Consider the following 20,782-nt stretch of genomic DNA (forward strand, 5'->3'; position numbering starts at 1 on the left):
ACGATTGCAGATTCTTTCAATGAAATTCAGCCACTATTACCGATAAAGTATTCACCGTTTCAAGACAATGCCAATGGAAATCAAGGCTATCTCTTTCCATGCAACGAAGAACTGACGATTAAACTTGTCAAACTAATCGCGGACTTTAACATCTATGAAATTGATGAAGAGCAATTGGAATTCGTTATGGGAACAGTACAGAAAACGGAACACCATTTCCTTACCCCACACCTCGCTGAAACCGAAGCAGAAGAGAAAACTAAAGTACGACTAGGACATCAACGATTCCGAAACGAACTCTCGCCATTGTGGCACAATCAATGCGTACTGTGCGAAATCGAGCTGCCTGAACTACTGCAAGCTAGTTACGCAAAACCGTCTAAAGACAGCACGACTAATGAACGCAGCGATCCAAACAACGGCATCCTACTCTGTCGTAACCACGACGCACTTTATCATAACGGCTGCATGGCAAGATTAGTGCGAATCGGAAGAAGTGTAATAAGCCTTCTTTGAAATGGCATAAGAAGCATGTGTATAAGGAGTAGAGAGTTTTATTCTAAGTCCACTAGCGTGTAGTTGCTAGTGGATTTTTTGTAGGGTTTTGGCTGAAATGGGTCTGAGTTCCGTGAAAAGCTAGGGAGTTATGCGGAAGTCTGGCTGTGTTGCATGCATAGCTATCTCCGTCTGTGGGGTGCACGCGTGTATAGTAGACGATTGACAGAAATAAAATGATAGCCTTCATTCATCTACTGATGAACTGTTTCCTTTATGGGAATGGAAGCAGACAATAGAAAGAATCATCGATTGCGCCATACCTAATTTTTACAAACCAGGCTGTTAAGGCTTTAGAAACATCTGTTAAACAACCGCTCGCTCTATGGATAGGCGGTCCTGTTTCTTTACCTTGTTTGCATTGTAATCAAAAAGTGGACGTCCAAATAGTCTTTGAAAAATGACTTACTGTGACGGTCACATTTGCGTTCTCATTGTAAGTTCATATAATTTGGCTTGCTACACCGACGCATTATACGACATTTCTCCATTAATCTACCGCTTAAGAAATCAATTTCAATATCCAAAAAAGAGCATCAGATTTTTGTTTTTCCGATCCTGCTATAACCGAATGGGTATAACATTAAGTTTTGGCTCCTTATAAATTTTGGTTATACCCACATTAGCAAACGGTATTTTACATTACATAAAGTTCTAGATAATATTAAGGTAAGTTAAGAGTTCGGAAGATATAGAAAATTCCGAATGACCTTTCTCTTTGAAGGAGTTTTTAAAATACAAGTGGAGGAGTGCATATTGTGATAACTAAATTGAAAGCAAAAAAGGTTCAGTATACAAATCCAATCTTCAATCAAATGACAGGGGAAGAAATAAAAGAATATCAATTTAAATTATTGAAGAAACAGTTAAAGTACGCCTATCGCAATTCCGTGTTTTATAAAGCTAGATTTGATGAAATTGGTGTACGACCAGAGGATATTAAAACGTTCGATGATTACTACAAGCTTCCGGTATTTATTAACAAAACGATTGAAAGAGAGACGCAAAAAGAGTCTATGGAACGATATGGACATCCATTTGGTCTTCACTTATGTAGCTCACCTGATGAAGTGGTCTTTACTGGGACAACAAGTGGAACGTCGGGTAATCCGACGTTTACGTACACATTCACAGAACCAGATATAAACTTTTTAAATCGTTATATTGCTCACATGTTAGACTACGGGGGTATTCAAGCAGGTGAGAGGTTATTATTCAGTCACTCTCTGGGGATTTATGCCACATCCTCTATCCTGTGGGGTATACGATCTCATGGAGTGCTACCAATAGATGTAGATGTACGAGCGGGAAGTAAAATGATTTTGGAATATGCAAAAATGACTAAACCAACTGCAGCGATGATGACTCCTTCGTTGGCTGAACATCTAATCGATAAAGCGCCTGAGCAAATTGGTATGGAAGTAGGCGAATTAGGATTACAAGCTATTTTTACAGTAGGAGAAATCGGTGTAGGTGTTCCAGAAATTAAGAAGAAAATTGAAGAAGCGTACGGCTGTCGCATTTATGATTATTTAGGTGAGCTAGGATTTTCATGTGATTCGGACGAATATCATGGCATTCATTGTGTGGCCCCGGATTTAAGTTTATTCCCGAATGACTTAATTGACCCTGAAACAAAACAACCTATTGAAATCTATGATGGCGTAGTAGGTGAGTTAATCGCAACAGAATTTAATTTGAAAGCGCTACCAAGAATTCGATATTCATCAGGAGATATTGTACAAGTTTTCACCAACGAATGTCCTGGATGTGGATTCACTGGAAAAAGGGTGAAATTCATAGGGCGTTCTGACGATATGCTTATCATTAAAGGAGCTAACGTGTATCCATCGGCTATAAAAAGAGTTATATCTAATTTCATACCAGAGATAACAGGTGAATTAAGAATTGTTCTTAATAATCCACCACCTCGAGTTGTGCCACCATTACTAGTAAAACTGGAGCATGGAGGAATTACTGATAGTAAAAAGCTTGAAGATCTGGAGAAGAGAATAAAAAGCGCACTTCATAATGAAGTTAGAGTCACTCCCCATATTATATGGTGCGAACCAGGCACATTGGAAAAGGCTTTAACAAAAACGCCAATTTTTGAAGCGAACTATTAAAAACTAGCATAGTAAAGGTGGAGATTCAGTTGATTATCGATTGTTCAAACACATTACCTGAGTTTCAATTTGAGAGTTCCTTAGAAATTAACCATAAAAATGAAGAGTACAGAAAGTTATTTGGTCAACGATGGGCACGATTAGCAGGATGGTCAAAGGAAGAGTTTATGGAAAAGGCTTCATTAAAGCCTGCGGAAGAAGTTCTGAAAGAAGTCTACGCGAAGTTAGAAACAGACTTCTCAATGGATAAATTTTTAAAAATGCTAAGTGATTCAGATATTGCTTATCATGCCATTCATAATATGGACTACGGACGAGATAGTACAGAAGCTCCGGTTGATCACGACTATATTGCGGGAATTATAAAAAAGTATCCAAATAGGTTCATAGCTTACGCTGGTTTTAATCCGCATAAAGGAATAGAAAGTTTGAAAGTCGTTAGAAAAGCGTTAACGGAACAGGGATATAAGGCTGTAGTCATACCCCCGTATGAACATGGTTTAAAAGCTGATGATAGAAAGTATTATCCGCTGTATGCATTATGTGAAGAATTGGATATTCCGATTTGGATTCATACTTCTATTAATTATTATAGAGAAACATCTGTATTTATTGACCATCCATCAAATTTAGAGGCACCGCTAATGGATTTCAAAAATTTGAAAATTATCGCTGGGCACGGTGGTTGGCCTTGGTTACCCGACATGATGGCGATGCTATTGAAATACAAAAATCTACATGTAGATACTTCTGCTTTTAGACCACGTTATATTGCGGAACCAAATACGGGATGGGACATGTTCCTTCATTATGCTAATAGCTTAATTCAAGATCAAATTGTATTTGGATCAGATTGGTTAACTTTAGGTATTCCAATTAAAGAGTTTATGGCTGAGGTTGAAGAATGGCCATTAAAGGATTCTGTACGAGAAAAGTATTATTGGAAAAACGCAAGTAAATTATTCAAACTTGAATTACCAGTAACTATAACTAGTGGGGGGAATAATGATGAATCATATTCAAAGTAAAGAGCAGTATACGGAGTTAATAGCAAATAAGAAAGCGACGGTCCTATTCTTTTCAGCAGATTGGTGTCCTGACTGTAACTTCATTGATGGGTTTTTCGATGAAATTATGGAGAAAAACAAGGAAGACTTTGATTTCTATAAAGTCAATCCGGATACACAGCAAGAAGTATGTGCAGCAGCTAATGTAATGGGAATTCCAAGCTTTGTAACCTATCAAAATAGTACTATCATTGCTGATATGGTTGGCAACGATAGTAGAACAAAAGAAGAAATTGAAGCGTTTTTAGAACGTTCTAAAGTAGCAAAATAACGAAAAAGTTACATGCTCGATGACTAATAGACTTCGGTTTATTAGTCATTCTTTAAAAGATTCTAGTAGACGGAGGGATTTTATGAGAAGAGGACTATTGTCGGTAGTTGCTGTAAGCTTACTCTCGTTTTTACTTGTTGCATGTACTAATGAAGGAGATTCAAATGCTGGTGGAGAAAGTACTAATAACACGGATGGTAAAGAAAAAACTTTAGTGTTTGGTCGAGGCGCAGACAGTTATACATTAGATCCCCAAAATTCAAATGAAATAGAGACCTGGTTAGTAACAAAGAATATTTATGAGACATTGGTAGAGTTCGAAAAAGAAACGACTGACATTGTTCCAGCGTTAGCTGAAACGTGGAATGTTTCTGAAGACGGAAAAACATGGACCTTTGATCTCCAAGAAAATGTTAAATTCCATGATGGTACAGACTTTAATGCCGATGCAGTTGTGTATAATTTCGAGCGTATGATGGATAAAAATCATCCCAATCGTGATGGTGGGGAATACTCCGTATATCGTGCAATGTTCAATGGTTTTAAAGGAGAAGGAAGTTCAATTGAAAGTGTTTCAGCACTTGACGAAAATACTGTTGAGTTTAAATTGGCAGAACCTCAAGCAACTTTTCTTACAAATTTAGCAATGCATGCATTTGGGATTATTAGTCCAGAAGCATTGAAAAAATATGGTCAAAAAATTAACGAAAATCCAGTGGGTACAGGTCCATTTACATTCGTATCATGGAGCCCAAATGATAATATCACTATTGTAAAAAATAAAGAGTATTGGGTATCTGACTTACCTAAATTAGACAAAATTATTTATAAGGTAATACCAGATAATACAGCTAGATTTACTGCCATGAAAAATGGGGAGCTAGATATTATGGTAGGGTTAAATCCTTCCGACTTAAAATCTGTTGAAGCGAATGCTGATTTACAAGTAACACTACGTCCACCACTTAATGTTGGTTATATGTCAATTAACAATATGAAAGCTCCTCTCGATAATGTAAAAGTCAGACAGGCGATCAATCATGCCGTAGACAAAAAAGGGATTGCGGATGCTTATTTTTACGGTCTTGCAAATCCAGTCAAAAATCTACTACCTTCAACTAGTTGGGCTTATAACGATGAGATTAGTGGTTATGATTATGATTTGGAAAAAGCTAAAGCACTTTTGACTGAAGCGGGATATCCAAACGGGTTTGATCTTGAATTTTCGGTAACATCAAACTCACGGATCTATATGCAGCAACCGACAAAAATGGTTGAAGCAATCAAATCTAGCTTTGAAAAGATTGGAATTAACGTTAAAGTGGTCACGCTAGAATGGGCAACATATCTCGAAAAAATAAGAAGTGGCAAACATTCTGTGGGATTAATCGGATGGGTTGGTGACAACGGAGACCCTGATAATTTCCTTTATTCCACACTTAGCAAAAATAATACGGTTGTAGGATCGGCACAAAACCATATGTTTTATAAAAATGATGAAGTCAGTGATCTATTGTTGCAAGCAAAGGGGATTATGGATCAAGAGGAAAGAACTAAGGTTTATAAAGATGTTCAGAAAATCGTACATGAAGATGCACCCTTTGTTCCATTGGTAGAAGTGAAAGAGGCAGTAGTTAGTGGACCTAATGTGCAAGGGTATTTCCCACATCCAACAGGTGCTGAGAGCATGTTGAATGTTACGCTAGATTAAAAACGATGGAATTTAATAGGAGGGATGAAGGGGATATGACTGCTAAGCCGTTGGAAAACTTGAAAGTACTTGATCTTAGCTGGGTATTCTCAGCTCCGTACGCCACGCTAATGCTCCAGGATTTAGGTGCAGAAGTTGTTAAAGTGGAAAGACCTGTTACGGGAGACCGATCTAGATTTTTACCTCCATTTAAAGAGGACGTAAGCGCTTACTTCTTTATGTTAAACAGAGGGAAGAAGTCAATTTCTTTAAATTTAAAAAGTGAAGAAGGAAAACAAATATTTTTAGACTTAGCTAAACAATTTGATGTTATTGTTGAAAACTTTGTAGCTGGAACGCTAGAGAAGCTAGGTTTAGGTTATCAAGCTTTAAAAGAAGTGAATCCAAAGATCATCTATGCCTCACTCAATGGGTTTGGTAGCGATGGACCTTATTCGCATCTTCCAAGTATTGATGGAATTGCTCAAGCGATGGGTGGTCTTATGAGTCAGAATGGTCTGGAAGGAGGTCAACCATTAAAAACAGGTCCAGCTGTAGCGGATGCTTTATCGGGCGTGTACTTGGCGAATGGAATCTTAAGTGCAATCATCCAAAGAAATAATACTGGGGAAGGTCAACGTATTGAAGTCAGTATGATGGATAGTGTGTTTTCTATTCTTGAAGAGACCGTAATAAAAACGAGTATGACTGGTGAAACGACTTCTGCCCGGGGAAATAAAGACCCTTTCGGTGCACCATGGGATGCTTTCCAAACAAAGGATGACAAATGGATAATTGTTTGCGCAAGTGGTGAAGACCGATTTACGAATATTTTTAATGAAATAGGAAGAGCAGATATTGTGGAAGAGTACAAAGGTGGAGATGCTACCGCAATGTCAAAAAGAGCTCAAGATCTTGATTATTTAAATGAAATTTTTGCGGAGTGGGCACTTGAAAGAACGTCCGATGAAGTTCTAACCTTTTTAAGTGATTTACATGTCCCAGCAGGTGAGGTTAAAGATGTTAAAGACCTCATTAATGATCCTCATTTAATTGGAAGGAATATGGTGGTAGATGTAAAACATCCAAAACTAGGAGATGTTAAATTACCCAATTTCCCAGTTAAGTTCTTTTCTAGCGATATCGGACTTAGAAATGGTGACACACCGATCGAGCCGCAAATAGGTGAGCATAATGCATTAGTCTTACAAGAAATGCTTGGGTACAGTGAACAAGAGATTAACCATTTAGAGTCTAAAGGAATTATTTACACTAAATAATAATGGGGAGATTACACACTTATTTTTCTGGTTATTCAATATTTTGCGCTTTGAATTTTGTTTTATTAGTGAAAAATAAGGATGTAATGCAACTAGAACTGAAAAATGCAGCATTAGAATGTATTTAAAAACTCAACCTAGTTATTAATGCTGTAGGTAGAACTGTTCCTAAACTAGCAGAGGAAGATATCAGAAGGGGGATTCCAGATAGTTATTTCTAAGGAATTCCTCTTCATTTAAAGTAATTACGGCAAATTTTTTATATATAATGCTTCATTCAAAATCATCATCTAACTTGTCTGAATATAAAAATGAAGAGGTTGATAAGTTACTAACTTCAGCTCAACAGACGATGGATCAAGAGGAACGTACGCTTTATATAAGAAAGTACAAGAATTGGTACATGAAGATGCACCTACAGTTCCACTAGCACATATAGAAAGTGCAATGGCTGGTGCTGCTTATGTAAAAGGCTATATTCCACATGCGATAGGCTATGAAAGCTTACAAGATGTCTATATTGAAAAATAAGACTATGAATAGGGGGGCTGTTACATGAAAACATTGCTATCCGTTTCTAATCTTAAGACCCATTTCTTTACAAACGAGGGAGTCGTTCGTTCTGTTGATGGTGTATCGTTCACAGTAAATGAAAGTGAAACAATTGGTATCGTGGGAGAATCTGGATCTGGAAAGAGCGTAACAGCTCTTTCCATAATGAACTTACTTCCTTATAAAAAAGGTAAGATTGTCGAGGGAAGTATAAAGTTTGGAGAACAAGAGCTAGTAGGGCTAAAACCGAAGGAAATGCGAGCGATACGGGGCAATGATATTGCAATGATTTTCCAAGAGCCTATGACAAGCTTAAATCCAAGCTACACAATAGGAAATCAAATTGGAGAAGCAATAAGGCAACATAATACTATCAAACGCAAAGAAGCTAGAAAACGAAGTATAGATTTATTGACAGAAGTAGGGATTCCGCACGCTGAAAGAATGGTAGACGAGTATCCTCATAAGCTTTCAGGGGGTATGCGTCAAAGAGTAATGATTGCTATGGCACTAGCCTGCAAACCAAAATTACTTATTGCTGACGAGCCTACTACTGCTCTGGATGTAACGATACAAGCACAGATACTTGAGCTGATACAAAAGCTGAAAAAGGAAAGTAATACTTCCATACTTATGATTACACATGACCTCGCTGTTGTATCAGAAGTGTGTGATCGCGTAATGGTTATGTATGCAGGTCGGATTGTGGAGGAGGCCAGTGTGAAGGAAATCTTTGAATCACCTTCACATCCCTATACAAAAGGTCTAATTGAATCAATTCCCTCTATTGATGAAGAAGTTGAATGGTTGAAAACGATTCAAGGGAATGTTCCAATTCCGTCACAGATGCCAATGGGTTGTAAGTTTGCTCCAAGATGTCAGTATGCAATTGAACGGTGTAGGCAAGAAGAACCCGAATTAATGGTTTTTGAATCAAGTCAGAAATCTCGCTGCTTTTTAGCAAAGGAGGTAAAAAATGAAACGACCATTATTAGAAGTGAAGAACTTGAAGCTGCATTTTCCGATTGATAAAGGTTTATTAGAAAAGGAACAAAAATATGTAAAAGCAATTGATGGTGTAAATTTCTCGATTTATGAAAACGAAACATTCGGTCTTGTTGGAGAATCTGGATGTGGAAAGTCAACAACTGGCAAGGCAATTATGAAATTGATAGACCCAACTGATGGGGAAGTGATATTTCGAGGCAAAGATATCTCTAAGTATTCAAGAAAAGAAATGCGAAATGTTTATAAAAATATCCAGCTTATTTTCCAAGATCCGTTTGCTTCACTTAATCCAAGAAAATCCGTAGGTAAAATAATAGAAGAACCGTTAATTGTTAATAGTAATTTGGACTCAAAAGCAAGAAAACAACGAGTCCATGAACTTTTAGAGTTAGTAGGATTACATGCTTATCATTCAACGCGTTATCCACATGAGTTTTCAGGTGGACAGCGGCAACGTGTTGGAATTGCACGTGCATTGGCCCTAAATCCTAAAATCATTATTGCGGATGAAGCTGTATCTGCACTAGATGTATCTATTCAATCGCAAGTTTTAAATTTACTACGTAAATTGCAACGGGAGCTTGGGCTAACCTACTTGTTTATATCTCATGATCTAAGCGTAGTCAAACATATTAGCGATAAAATCGGTGTCATGTATTTAGGTAAAATAATTGAACAAGGCACAAAGGATAGTGTGTATGCAAAACCACTACATCCATATACGCAAGCCTTGTTATCAGCATCACCAACGATTAGTTCAGAAAATCGACAAGAAAGAATTGTACTTAAAGGGGATATGCCAAGTCCAGCAAACCCACCCACTGGATGTGCATTTCATCCAAGGTGTTTCGCCGCTAAGCCAGAGTGTAAAATGGTTCAACCTGAATTGCGAGATGTAGGAGATGGGCATTTTGTGGCCTGTCATTTATATAACGAACAGGTCTAAAAAAGGAGGTGTTTGTAAATATGAAATCCTATATAACACGCCGTTTATTACAACTCATTCCAGTTTTACTTGGAATGTCTATTGTTGTATTTGCTATAATCCATGCCATTCCAGGGGATCCAGCAACAGTTATATTGGGAGACCAAGCGACACCAGAAGCCGTTGCGGAGTTGAAAGCTGAGATGGGCTTGGATAAACCAATTACTACACAATATGCTACATACGTAAAAGACATAGTAACTGGTGATTTAGGAACATCCTTAAAAACGAAGAAGCCGATCTCAGAAGAAATAACACCCTATTTAATGGCAACGGTTGAGTTAATGATCATTAGTATGGTTATAGCGATTATTGTTGGGGTCAATGCAGGTATTTTAGCGGCTTGGAGAAGAGCTTCATGGTTTGATTACTCTGCTATGTTGATTGCATTAATTGGTGTGTCTATGCCAGTCTTTTGGCTAGGTTTAATGGAACAATGGATTTTTGCAGAAAAGTTAGGCTGGTTACCGTCGACTGGTCGCATAAATGCAAGGGAACCAGTTGAGGTCATTACAGGAATACTTTTGCTTGATACGACTATTCGGGGGAATTGGCCAGGATTTGTAGATGCGTTTAAACATTTACTATTGCCAGGAATTGCACTTGGAACCATACCTATGGCTATTATAGCTAGAATTACACGATCCAGTATGCTTGAAGTATTAAATGCTGATTATGTTCGTACAGCAAGGGCAAAAGGATTGTCAGAGTTAAAGATTTTATATAAGCATGCATTAAAAAATGCGTTTGCACCTGTACTAACTATTATAGGAATGTTAGTAGGCTTGTTATTGGGAGGCGCAGTACTAACTGAGACTATTTTTGGTTGGCCAGGTATCGGTCGTTATATATATGATGCGATCGGTTCCAGAGATTACCCAGTAATTCAGTCCGGAATCTTAATAGTATCAACCATTTTTGTGTTCGTAAACTTGTTCGTAGATTTACTCTATGCACAATTAGATCCGCGTATTAAGTATCGTTAAGAAGGGAGGAAGGACTGTGGAAACTTCAACAAAAGAAATTCAGCCCTTTGTAATAAAATCTTCAAAAAAACCGCTATGGTTAAAGGGATGGAATAGAATTAAAAGGCAGCGTGCCGCTATGTTTGGTTTAGCGATTGTTCTATTTTTTATTATGGTAGGTATTTTAGCACCGCTTATTACATCGTATCCATTTGATGGTTTTTATCCAGAACGAACATTAGTACCACCTAGTGCAGAACATTGGTTTGGAACGGATGACCAAGGTAGAGATATTTTTAGTAGAATCGTTTACGGTGCAAGAATATCACTTTGGATTGGATTTTTCTCTGTCATCGGTTCGATAATAGTAGGTTGTCTATTAGGACTAATCGCTGGATTTTATGGAAAATGGGCTGACTCCGTTATTTCTCGCTTTTTTGACATTATGCTTGCTTTTCCTAGTATTCTTCTTGCTATTGCAATTGTTGCTATTTTAGGACCTAGTTTATTTAATGCTTTAATAGCGATCGCGATTATTAATATACCTACGTATGGACGTTTAATCCGTTCACGTGTATTAAGCGTGAAAGAGGAAGAGTATATTATGTCTGCAAGATCAACTGGAATGTCCGATATTCGGATTTTATTTCAACACATACTTCCGAATTCAATCACACCAATCATTGTTCAAGGCACATTAGGGATTGCAACTGCAATTTTGGAGGCTGCGGCCTTGGGATTCCTAGGTCTAGGTGCACAACCGGGAGAACCGGAATGGGGTAAAATGTTAGCGGATTCAAGACAGTTTTTAACAGTGGCACCTTGGACATTACTATTCCCAGGCTTTGCAATTATGTTAACTGTTGTTGGTTTTAATATGTTTGGAGATGGTTTACGTGATGCATTGGATCCGAAGATGAAATAAAATCGTTCACTGTAAATATTTCTACGACTGGATTAGATCCAATTGTAGAAATATTAACGTATCACCGACTATAAATACTACTCTAATACATTTCTTTAAACTTTGTATCAAAGGCATTAATAAGTGTATTTACTTCAATAGAAGCAGATTGATTTTTCAATTCAACTAAACCTAAATAGTTACTATCGGGCATATCGAATTGGAAGGGGATGGGAATTATTTCACCTGTTTTAACGAATGGATTATTCAACAGTTCTCCTTCTGTATCTATGGTAATTGCTAATCCTTTTCTAACAGACTCCCTAATAGTTTCAATATTGTTTGAAGTAAATAAAACATCAAAAGGACCAAACTGATTATTAAATTTTTCGAAATACCAATTCATAAACTCAGCATTATACATGACAAATGTATGGTCTTTTAAATTATAAGGAGATATCGACTCAAAAGAGGCTAAAGGTGAATATTGATCTACAAAAACAAAAAATACAATTTTGTAAAAATTGCGAAATTTAACGATATTTTGATGCCTTAGTGTCTTTTCATAAATTGCCAGAATGCCAATATCAAGTTGGTTATTAATTGTAGCTTCAAGAATTTTTAATGAACTCATTTCACGGAATGAAACTTGCTGGTTAGGAAATTTATTTTTTAATTCCGATAATATATCAGGCAAAAATGGTAGATGTAATCCCGATACTAAACCTATTTTTAATTCTTTTTTCTTTAAGTTTTTGAAACTATCCGCATTGAGCCTTAGTTCATCCAACTTAGTCAGTATATCTACAGCATTTTGAATAATTACCTTTCCCTCAGTTGTTGGATTAACGCCTGAAGAAGATCGTTCGAAAATATTAATACCTAATTCGCGCTCTAATCTTATTATCGATTGACTAATGGCGGGTTGAGATACGTGTAACTCCTGTGCGGTTTTAGAAAATGAATTCGTTTTTGCTACGGACGAAATGTACTCTAATTGTTCTATCCTCAAATGATTCCACCTCACCGGAAATTATAAGTTAACCCTTATCTTACCATGCAAATAGTGTCATAGGTAACTAAGTAACTTACAAAGATCATTAAAAAGCTTACTTATAGGTTTTTAGACTAAATTTTGAAGGAGAGATTGAAAAATGGATTTTACACACACTGAAGAGCAGAACATGTTGCGAAGTACAGTTAAGGGAGTTGTTGATCAAGAGATTATGCCCCATATAGGAAAATAGGATCGTGATGGTAAGTTAGATCCAAATATTTTGAAAAGACTGGCTGACCTAGGCATGATGGGTGTTTGCATTCCGAAAAGTTATGGCGGTAGTGGAATGAATTATAACTCCCTGCAATTGTTTGTGAAGAACTGGACCATGGAGACACGACTTTCCGTACTGCAGTATTTGTTCACATCGGGTAAAATAGCCTGTCTATTTTACAGTGGGGAAATGAAGAGCAAATGCAGAAACATTTAGTTCCACAAGCAAAGGGAGAGAAAATCGGTGTGTTTTGGTTAACTAAGTCAGGTGCAGGATCTGATGTAGCCTTGATGCGAACGACAGTTAGAAAAAATGAAGATCATTACATCTGCAGGAGTCGGAATATTTTGATTCCTATATGTGGCATTGTAAATAACTTTTTTAGTATTTGCATACACGGGTGACAAATCGCTAAAGCATTAAGGTATATCAGTATTTACCGTTTACGTAAATTGGGATAATATCTCAAAGGCACCTGGTATCTATGAAGGAACCTGTGAAATACACACTGTGATGCGGGCGGAATTTGTGCTTGGCTACCGAGAAGATAAAATATTAAATAAAATGATGCCTACTTGGAGTTATTATTCATAAAAAAATTTAAAGTGAGGGATAGTTATGTTTATTACAAAGGATCCGGAAGTTGAGCAAATGAAAATGATGGTAAGAAACTATGTTGAAAAAAAAGTAGAACCATATGCACAGCAAATTGAAGATGACGATAAAATTCCTCAACATGTAATAGATGAAGCTAAAGAGCTTGGATTATTTGGTTTAAGTATACCAGAAGAGTATGGAGGCATAGGGTTAAACACAGTTGGTAAAGCCATCATATTAGAACAACTGGGTCGAACGCATAATGGGTTTGTTAGTTTAATTAGCGCGCATACCGGCATTGGAAGTACAGGACTAGTTCAATTAGCTTCTCCTTATTTAAAAGAAAAGTTTTTACCATCATTAGCTTCTGGCAAGAAAATTGCTGCGTTTGCATTATCCGAACCAGGTGCAGGATCAGATGCAACTAATTTATCTACGAATGCAGTAAAGCATGGAGGAAAATGGTTAGTTAACGGAACTAAACATTTTATTACAAATGCACCGATAGCTGATGTGTTTACCGTATTTGCAGTAACTGATAAGGAAAAGGGAGCAAAAGGTGGAATTACTGCTTTTCTTATTGAAAAAGGCTTTCCAGGTTTTACGGTTGGGAAAGTGGATAAAAAAATGGGTTTAAGAGGCTCTTACACTGCTCAGCTCATATTTGATAATTGTGAAGTACCTGATGAAAATGTGATTGGCGAAGTGGGAATGGGTTATATGTCTGCCTTGAAAATATTAGGTGAAGGACGTGTGGGCTTAGCTGCAAGGGCGGTAGGTTCATGTGATAAGTTGATTGAAATGTCAACAGCATATGCGAAAGAGCGTATTCAGTTTGGTAAGCCAATAGCTGATAACCAAGCGATTCAGTGGATGCTTGCAGATATGGCAACTGAAACAGAAGCTGCTCGAATGCTAACGTTAAAAGCGGCGCATATGATCGACAATGGGGAGAAAGCGATAAAAGAAGCTTCAATGGCAAAGTTATTTGCTTCGGATGTTTTTAATAGAGTTGCCGATAAAGCCGTACAGATTCATGGTGGAATGGGCTATGTCGGGGAGTATCCAATTGAAAGATTTTACCGTGATGCACGAATAACGAAGATATATGAAGGAACAAATGAAATCCAGCGTTTGATTATTGCGAGAAAGTTATTGGAAGCATAATTACTCACTAACTGGAGTGTGATAGAAATGGAGAAAGTAGTGAATAAGCCTTGGTTACAGTGGATGACTGAGCGTCCAACATCAACTGAATCTTCAAGATCTATCTATAATTTACTTGAAAATACAGCCGCTACGTATCCTGAACGTACCGCTATTATCTTTCAAGATGAGTTAATAACCTATTCAAGTTTAAAAAAATCAGTAGATAAATTAGCTGGAAAGTGGCGACAAAGTGGATTGAAAAAAGGGGATCGAATCGGTCTAATGATGGCTAATCATCCTCTGTATATAATCACTTACTATGCTGCACATGCATTGGGGCTACTTGTTGTACAGGTTAATCCTTTATATACCACCCGTGAATTGATGAGAATTATAGAGGACTCTCACATGCAGTATATGGTATTTGATAAAACAGCTAGTACAACAGTTCAATTAGTAAGTAAGGAATATACATTTACTCAATGTTTTACAATCGAAAACGAACAAGAAGAATTGGTATCAATTTATTCCTTAATCGAATCGGGTGCCGAGATCCAGACGGTAGAAACAATTAATCCCGATGAGGATGTAGCAGTTATTCAATATACGGGCGGTACTGGCGGTGAGATGAAAGGTGTCATGCTTACCCATTCCAATCTTACTTCCAATGTTGCTCAAGGGTTTGAAATGTATGGTAAAGAAATTACTGAAGAAGAGGTCATTCTAACAGCGACACCTCTATACCATGTCTATGCCATGACAAGTGCCATGAACTTAGGTATTTATATAGGCGCTGCAATACTTTTAATTCCTACGTTTGATGTTCGAAATGTACTTGAAAACATACAAAAGTATAAACCTTCATTCTTTCCGGGCGTACCTAAAATGTACAATGCGCTCATAAGTTACCCTGACGTTCATCAATATGATTTAAGTTGTTTGAAGAATTGTACTTGTGGATCCGCTCCGTTACCTATTGAAATTATTAAGCGGTTTAAACAGTTAACTGGTGTGGTTATTGCTGAAGGTTTTGGTTTATCTGAAGCTTCACCGACTACGCATCGCAATCCACCAGTAGGAAATCCAAAAATAGGTAGTATAGGCATTCCAATACGAGATACGGATTGCAAAATTATAGATGAAAACGGTCAGGCATTAGGTTGCAACCTAGTGGGGGAGCTACTCATTAAGGGACCGCAAATTATGAAAGGTTATTTGAACAATGCAAGTGAAACAAAAAAAGTACTGCAAAATGGTTGGTTACATACCGGTGATCTAGCATTGATGGACGAAGATGGATACTTTTTTATCGTCGGTAGAAAAAAAGAACTCATAATAATCGATGGATTCAATATTTATCCGCAAGAAATAGAAGAAGTCTTATATGAATTTCCTGGCATTCAAGAAGTAGCCGTAATTGGCGTACAAAAATCAAACACTGAAGAACTAGTGAAAGCATTTATTGTACCAAAAGAAGATACAACACTTGATATGGATGCGATTATAGAATACTGCTATCTAAAATTGACGCGCTATAAAGTTCCCAAGCAATTTGAAATTATTGGGGAGCTACCTAGAAATACAGTTGGAAAAGTACTTAAAAGACTACTTACGTAAGATAGTCAGAAGTGGGGGGATGAAATGGAGTCTAGCAAATATGCGCACTATAAATATATTACAGTCCAAGTTAAAGATCGCGTAAGTGTAGTGAAACTTAATCAGCCAGAGGTTAGGAATGCACTAAGTCCAGAAATGAGGGAAGAAATCAGAAGTTTTTTTACGGAAGTTAAAACTGATTCTGACGTAAAAGTAATCGTTCTGACAGGGGAAGGAAAAGCATTCTCTGCTGGTGGTGATTTACGTTCATTAAAAGGAATTACTGCAGAAGCAGGGAGAAAAAGATTGCAAGCAGGCCACGATATGATTTATTCGGTTTTAAATTTAGAGAAACCAGTGATTGCAGCTGTTAATGGGGTGGCAGCAGGTGCTGGTGTTAGTTTGGCATTAGCTTGTGACGTGGTGATCATGTCAGATTCAAGTACGTTTATTCAAAGTTTTGTGAAGGTCGGTTTGATTCCTGATTTAGGTTCTCTTTACTTTTTACCTAGTTTGATTGGTCGACACCGCGCATTAGAGTTGATGCTTACTGGTGGAAAGTTAACGGCAGATCAAGCGTTAGACATGGGAATCGCAAATCATGTGGTGCCTAGTGAAAAATTGCAAGAACAGGTGCAATCAATAGCTTCCGAGTTAGCAAAAGGACCCGCACTTGCAATGGGTCTGACGAAGAGGGTAGCAAATAGAAGTGTGCTGGATGAAATCGGAAAAACGCTAGAACTAGAAGGTTTTGCACAAGCGATGTGCTTTGAATCAGTAGACTTTAAAGAAGGAACCGATGCATTTTTCGAAAAACGTACCCCAGTTTTCAGCTAAGTACATGCTAAAAGAGTGTCCCAATGAGCAAAGATATATTTTCAAAGGTTCATTCAGATATGCTCATTCCTAGTATAGAAAATGAAGGAATTAACATTAAAGCATTGAAAAGTTATCTTACGGCAATAATTTTGAAAATCGTAAGTTAGTGGCATGATAAAAATATTTGATACGCGGGACACGGTGTAGGCGGAATCGAAGAAATTACTGCTACTGTTATTAACCAATTAAGACGAGACTATAAAGAATCGCTATGTAGTAAAATTGCTAAAAAATAATCTAATGAGATGGAGTGGTTTAAATGGGAGAACGTAAAATTAATCAAGTAGCAGTTGTTGGGTCAGGTGCAATGGGGTCACAAATTGCAATGGTTTGTGCATTGGCAGGCTATCCAGTTACTTTGCAGGATATTGAACAAACGAGCATTGATAAAGCGAAGAATTTTCTCAAGGGACAGATGAAAAAGCGTGTGGAGAAAGGAAGATATACGCGTGAAGAAGTTGATCATGCATTTGATAGACTAATTTTCACAACTGATATTCAAAAATTATCAAATGCCAATATTGTTATAGAAGCGATTGTTGAAAAACTAGATGCCAAACGTGAGCTTTTTGAGAAACTGGACAAGATTATTGAGAAAGGAACCATTTTAGCGACGAATAGTTCCACCATTGTGAGCTCAAAGTTAGCAGACGTAGTAAGTCATCCGGAAAATGTTTGCAATATTCACTTCTTTAACCCGGTGCTTGTAATGGAAATGGTAGAAGTGGTGAAGGGTCCACACACATCTGATGAAACCGCATCTGACAGTATGAAGTTTATTGAGAGCATCAAAAAAACTCCTGTGCTATTAAAGAAAGAAATCTCTGGTTTCGTTGCTAACAGAATTTTAGGGAAGTTGATGGATGAAGCACTTTTCCTATATGAGAATGGCTATGCTACAGCTGATGAAATTGACATAGTTTGTAAAAAGGCTTTGAATCACCCAATCGGTCCTTTTGCTCTACTTGACTTAACTGGACTGGATGTAAATTATTTTGTACGCCAGCAACGTTTTGAAGAAAGTGGAGATGAAACTGATCGACCGTCTAAAGTGATTGAGGAAAAAGTAGCAAAAGGCGAACTTGGAAGAAAGTCTGGTAAAGGCTTTTATGAATATGATGAAAATGGAAAGCGAATTGAAAAAAGGGCCATTCATAATACTTGAGCTCGACTAGATGGGAGAATTGCTCTAACATGCATACAAGCTGGCCAGAACAATGCATTGTGCTTCACTAGTTTAATTTAAAGATTGTATCGGGATGCCAGAATTACAAGACTTTATGAACGAACATCGGAAATCGCAAGAGGTATGGGAACATTTTAACTAATAGAAAGTAGGTAAATTAATGGGAAATCCTGTGATCGTATCAGCTGTTAGGTCTGCTATTGCAAAGCAAGGGGGGGCGCTTGCATCCATTCCTTACTATAAGTATGGTGCTGAAGTGCTTAAAGAGGCTATTAGAAGGATTGATCTGGAACCACAAGAAATTGATGATGTGATACTAGGAAACTGTCTGAGTGGCGGAGGTAATGCCGCACGAAGAACGTTATTGGAAGCAGAGTTTCCTGTAGCTGTACCTGGTTTGACGATAGACCGACAATGTGGATCATCAATAAATAGCGTGGCTCTTGCTGCGGATTTAGTACGGGCGGGTCGTGGAACGATATTTTTAGCGGGTGGTGTGGAAAGTATGTCCCGTTCTCCTTATTTACTTATGCCCGCCGAACGTCCGTATGACCGTAAACCTCCAAGTTTCGTAAATAGATCGCTTTCCTCTGATGAAATTGGGGATCCGCCAATGGGGATCACGGCAGAAAACCTAGCAGAGAAATTCAAAATCACTCGAGAAGAACAAGATGACTATGCAGCGGAAAGCCAACGAAGAATGGGGCATGCTATAGAAAATGGATATTTTGATGAACAGATTGTCCCGTTGGAAGTAACTTCAGGAAAAGAGACATGGTCATTTTCTCGTGATGAACATCCGCGTCCCGGTACAACAAAAGAACAGCTTGGCAAATTAAGGCCCGTTTTTAAACATAATGGTTCAGTGACAGCTGGAAATTCTTCGGGCGTTAATGATGGGGCATCCGGACTGATTGTTATGTCTGAAACAGAGGCGGGAAAGCGTGGTTTAGAAGTAATGGCGCATGTTGTCGACTCGCAAGTTGCCGGTGTTGATCCGAATATTATGGGGATTGGTCCTGTACCCGCAGTAAAAGCTTTATTAGAACGTAATCATTTGACAATAGATGACATTGATTTTGTGGAATTAAATGAAGCATTTGCAGTACAAGTGCTTGCCTGTAATCTGGAACTGAATATTCCACGTGAAAAGTTAAATGTGAATGGCGGGGCAATTGCACACGGTCATCCAATTGCCGCAACGGGTGGAATGCTTGTGACAAAAGCAGTATACGAAATGAAAAGAACAGGTGCTAAACGTGCAATCGTATCAGCTTGTATTGGTGGAGGACAAGGGATAGCGTTACTACTAGAAAAAGATAATGGGGTGGGTAAATGAGAACGTATAAAAGTATTTTAGTAGAAAAAAATGACCAACTGGCTTATATCATTATTAACTTACCAGAACAGCGTAATCCATTAAGTAAAGATACTCTAAAGGAAATGAAAGATGCATTAGAAGAGTTAAAGCATGATGAAGAGACGAAATGTATTATTTTTACTGGTCAAGGAGATAAATCATTTGCAGCAGGTGCGGATATCAGTCAGCTAAAAGATCGTGTGCCGTTGGACGTGTTATTACCAGGTAGTATGCAAGAAACGTATGACTATATCGAAGCTTACGATAAACCGACAATTGCGATGATTAACGGATTTGCACTAGGTGGTGGGTGTGAATTAGCTATGGCATGTGATATCAGAATTGCATCGGATAATGCTAAGTTTGGATTACCGGAATTAAATCTAGGGATCATTCCAGGTGCAGGTGGAACTCAACGGATGGCACGTTTAATTGGTAAAGGAAAAGCGATTGAACTCATCTTAACGGGAAAAATTATATCGGCAATTGAAGCTGAAAAAATTGGGTTAGTCTCAGAAGTTGTGCCGCTCGAACAGTTAAGAGGAGCTGTTGAAAAAACGGCTGGGCAAATTTTATCTAAAGGTCCGTTAGCAGTTAAACTTGCTAAAATGGTCATTCACACTGGATTTGATACGGATATAAAAACTGGCCAAATAGTAGAAAAGTTGGCACAGGCAATCTTGTTTTCAACTGAAGATAAAAATGAGGGGACAAGTGCATTTTTAGAAAAGCGATCAGCAGAGTTTATATCTAAATGACCTAATAATTCGCGAATTTCCACTTGTTAAAATGAACGTTCGACAGTTGATTTCAGCGGGGGGAATGATGTCAACAAACAGTATGCAAATTAGAAACAATTCAAGATCGTAAGCGAACTAGCTTAGCACAAGATTTATTTTATATTCCCTGCTTAAGTGTCACATATATACCTCCCATAAGACAATAAAAAATGGATTAGGCATCTTTCATGCCCGATCCATTTTTCATTTTCAACACCAGCCTATATTATGACTGAATTTTACCAGATGGATGGGATGCAAGTACGCCTTGGTATTGTTCCGGTATTGTTTTTGACTAGCTTTCAATTGCCGGTGTAACTATTTCCCATTTCATCTCACTCGTAGGCTTCCTTCGTTTCGCCAAGCGACTGCTTCAGAACTTGGGACTCTGTTTAAGAGCCGTCACACTCAATCAGCTACCATTATTCTCCTGAATATGATTTACTAACTGTATAACCATTATTTTCAACTCTCCTTTACTGGTTGCGTGCGTTTGAGAAGTTCTATGATTGGTACTTCTTATATACACTGAAAACAATGGTTTCTTGTGTTTTCTTCTCTC

18 protein-coding genes and 1 pseudogene are annotated in these 20,782 nt (G+C 37.7%); 18 read left to right on the top strand and 1 reads right to left on the bottom strand.

Going from position 1 to position 20,782, the window contains the following annotated elements; translation table 11 throughout:
* The 11 genes from CSV79_RS10735 to CSV79_RS10780 all read left to right on the top strand — a co-directional run.
* Positions 1–516, top strand: a 516-nt coding sequence (locus CSV79_RS10735; protein ID WP_143560563.1) for an HNH endonuclease signature motif containing protein, incomplete at its 5' end; no start/stop codon positions are given.
* 797 nt (positions 517–1,313) lie between these two features.
* On the top strand, positions 1,314–2,681 hold the full coding sequence (locus CSV79_RS10740; protein ID WP_099689054.1) for a phenylacetate--CoA ligase family protein: 1,368 nt from the start codon (positions 1,314–1,316) through the stop codon (positions 2,679–2,681).
* A gap of 29 nt (positions 2,682–2,710) precedes the next feature.
* On the top strand, positions 2,711–3,709 hold the full coding sequence (locus tag CSV79_RS10745) for an amidohydrolase family protein (protein WP_099689055.1): 999 nt from the start codon (positions 2,711–2,713) through the stop codon (positions 3,707–3,709).
* Positions 3,687–4,019: a thioredoxin family protein gene (locus CSV79_RS10750; protein WP_233201424.1), complete on the top strand. Its 333-nt coding sequence runs from the start codon at positions 3,687–3,689 to the stop codon at positions 4,017–4,019. Before CSV79_RS10745 ends, CSV79_RS10750 begins: the two co-directional genes overlap by 23 nt.
* 82 nt (positions 4,020–4,101) lie before the next feature.
* Positions 4,102–5,730 (top strand): ABC transporter substrate-binding protein, encoded by a 1,629-nt coding sequence (locus tag CSV79_RS10755; RefSeq protein WP_099689057.1) that lies wholly within the window; start codon positions 4,102–4,104, stop codon positions 5,728–5,730.
* Between the two features lie 35 nt (positions 5,731–5,765).
* The gene (locus CSV79_RS10760) at positions 5,766–6,989 is read left to right on the top strand and encodes a CaiB/BaiF CoA transferase family protein (protein ID WP_158232513.1); all 1,224 of its coding nucleotides are present in this window, start codon (positions 5,766–5,768) and stop codon (positions 6,987–6,989) included.
* Positions 6,990–7,385: 396 nt separating this feature from the next.
* Positions 7,386–7,520, top strand: a complete 135-nt coding sequence (locus CSV79_RS17305; RefSeq protein WP_255407437.1) for a hypothetical protein — start codon at positions 7,386–7,388, stop codon at positions 7,518–7,520.
* Between the two features lie 24 nt (positions 7,521–7,544).
* Positions 7,545–8,570: an ABC transporter ATP-binding protein gene (locus tag CSV79_RS10765; RefSeq protein WP_099689059.1), complete on the top strand. Its 1,026-nt coding sequence runs from the start codon at positions 7,545–7,547 to the stop codon at positions 8,568–8,570.
* Positions 8,518–9,495: an ABC transporter ATP-binding protein gene (locus CSV79_RS10770; protein WP_099689060.1), complete on the top strand. Its 978-nt coding sequence runs from the start codon at positions 8,518–8,520 to the stop codon at positions 9,493–9,495. Before CSV79_RS10765 ends, CSV79_RS10770 begins: the two co-directional genes overlap by 53 nt.
* A 20-nt stretch (positions 9,496–9,515) precedes the next feature.
* Positions 9,516–10,520: an ABC transporter permease gene (locus CSV79_RS10775; RefSeq protein WP_099689061.1), complete on the top strand. Its 1,005-nt coding sequence runs from the start codon at positions 9,516–9,518 to the stop codon at positions 10,518–10,520.
* Positions 10,521–10,536: 16 nt separating this feature from the next.
* Positions 10,537–11,424: an ABC transporter permease gene (locus tag CSV79_RS10780; RefSeq protein WP_099689062.1), complete on the top strand. Its 888-nt coding sequence runs from the start codon at positions 10,537–10,539 to the stop codon at positions 11,422–11,424.
* A gap of 82 nt (positions 11,425–11,506) precedes the next feature.
* Here CSV79_RS10780 and CSV79_RS10785 read toward each other — a convergent pair whose 3' ends face one another.
* Entirely contained in the window at positions 11,507–12,415 is a 909-nt protein-coding gene (locus CSV79_RS10785) for a LysR family transcriptional regulator (protein ID WP_158232514.1), read from the bottom strand.
* A gap of 247 nt (positions 12,416–12,662) precedes the next feature.
* Here CSV79_RS10785 and CSV79_RS17425 point away from each other — a divergent pair.
* From CSV79_RS17425 to CSV79_RS10820, 7 genes and pseudogenes are all read left to right on the top strand, one after another.
* A pseudogene (locus CSV79_RS17425) lies at positions 12,663–12,890 on the top strand (acyl-CoA dehydrogenase family protein); the annotation flags it as partial.
* A gap of 402 nt (positions 12,891–13,292) precedes the next feature.
* The gene (locus tag CSV79_RS10795) at positions 13,293–14,438 is read left to right on the top strand and encodes an acyl-CoA dehydrogenase family protein (protein ID WP_099689064.1); all 1,146 of its coding nucleotides are present in this window, start codon (positions 13,293–13,295) and stop codon (positions 14,436–14,438) included.
* Positions 14,439–14,465: 27 nt separating this feature from the next.
* Positions 14,466–16,037: a long-chain-fatty-acid--CoA ligase gene (locus tag CSV79_RS10800; protein ID WP_099689065.1), complete on the top strand. Its 1,572-nt coding sequence runs from the start codon at positions 14,466–14,468 to the stop codon at positions 16,035–16,037.
* A gap of 24 nt (positions 16,038–16,061) precedes the next feature.
* A complete protein-coding gene (locus CSV79_RS10805; RefSeq protein ID WP_099689066.1) occupies positions 16,062–16,853 on the top strand; it encodes an enoyl-CoA hydratase/isomerase family protein in 792 nt (263 codons plus the stop codon).
* Positions 16,854–17,154: 301 nt separating this feature from the next.
* On the top strand, positions 17,155–18,060 hold the full coding sequence (locus tag CSV79_RS10810; RefSeq protein WP_099689067.1) for a 3-hydroxyacyl-CoA dehydrogenase family protein: 906 nt from the start codon (positions 17,155–17,157) through the stop codon (positions 18,058–18,060).
* 181 nt (positions 18,061–18,241) lie between these two features.
* Positions 18,242–19,420, top strand: a complete 1,179-nt coding sequence (locus tag CSV79_RS10815; protein WP_099689068.1) for a thiolase family protein — start codon at positions 18,242–18,244, stop codon at positions 19,418–19,420.
* Positions 19,417–20,199 carry an enoyl-CoA hydratase/isomerase family protein gene (locus tag CSV79_RS10820; protein ID WP_099689069.1) on the top strand — a complete coding sequence of 261 codons (783 nt, stop codon included), beginning with the start codon at positions 19,417–19,419 and terminating at the stop codon, positions 20,197–20,199. Before CSV79_RS10815 ends, CSV79_RS10820 begins: the two co-directional genes overlap by 4 nt.
* Positions 20,200–20,782 lie beyond the last annotated feature (583 nt).

Source organism: Sporosarcina sp. P13, from assembly GCF_002743055.1.
Classification (GTDB): domain Bacteria; phylum Bacillota; class Bacilli; order Bacillales_A; family Planococcaceae; genus Sporosarcina.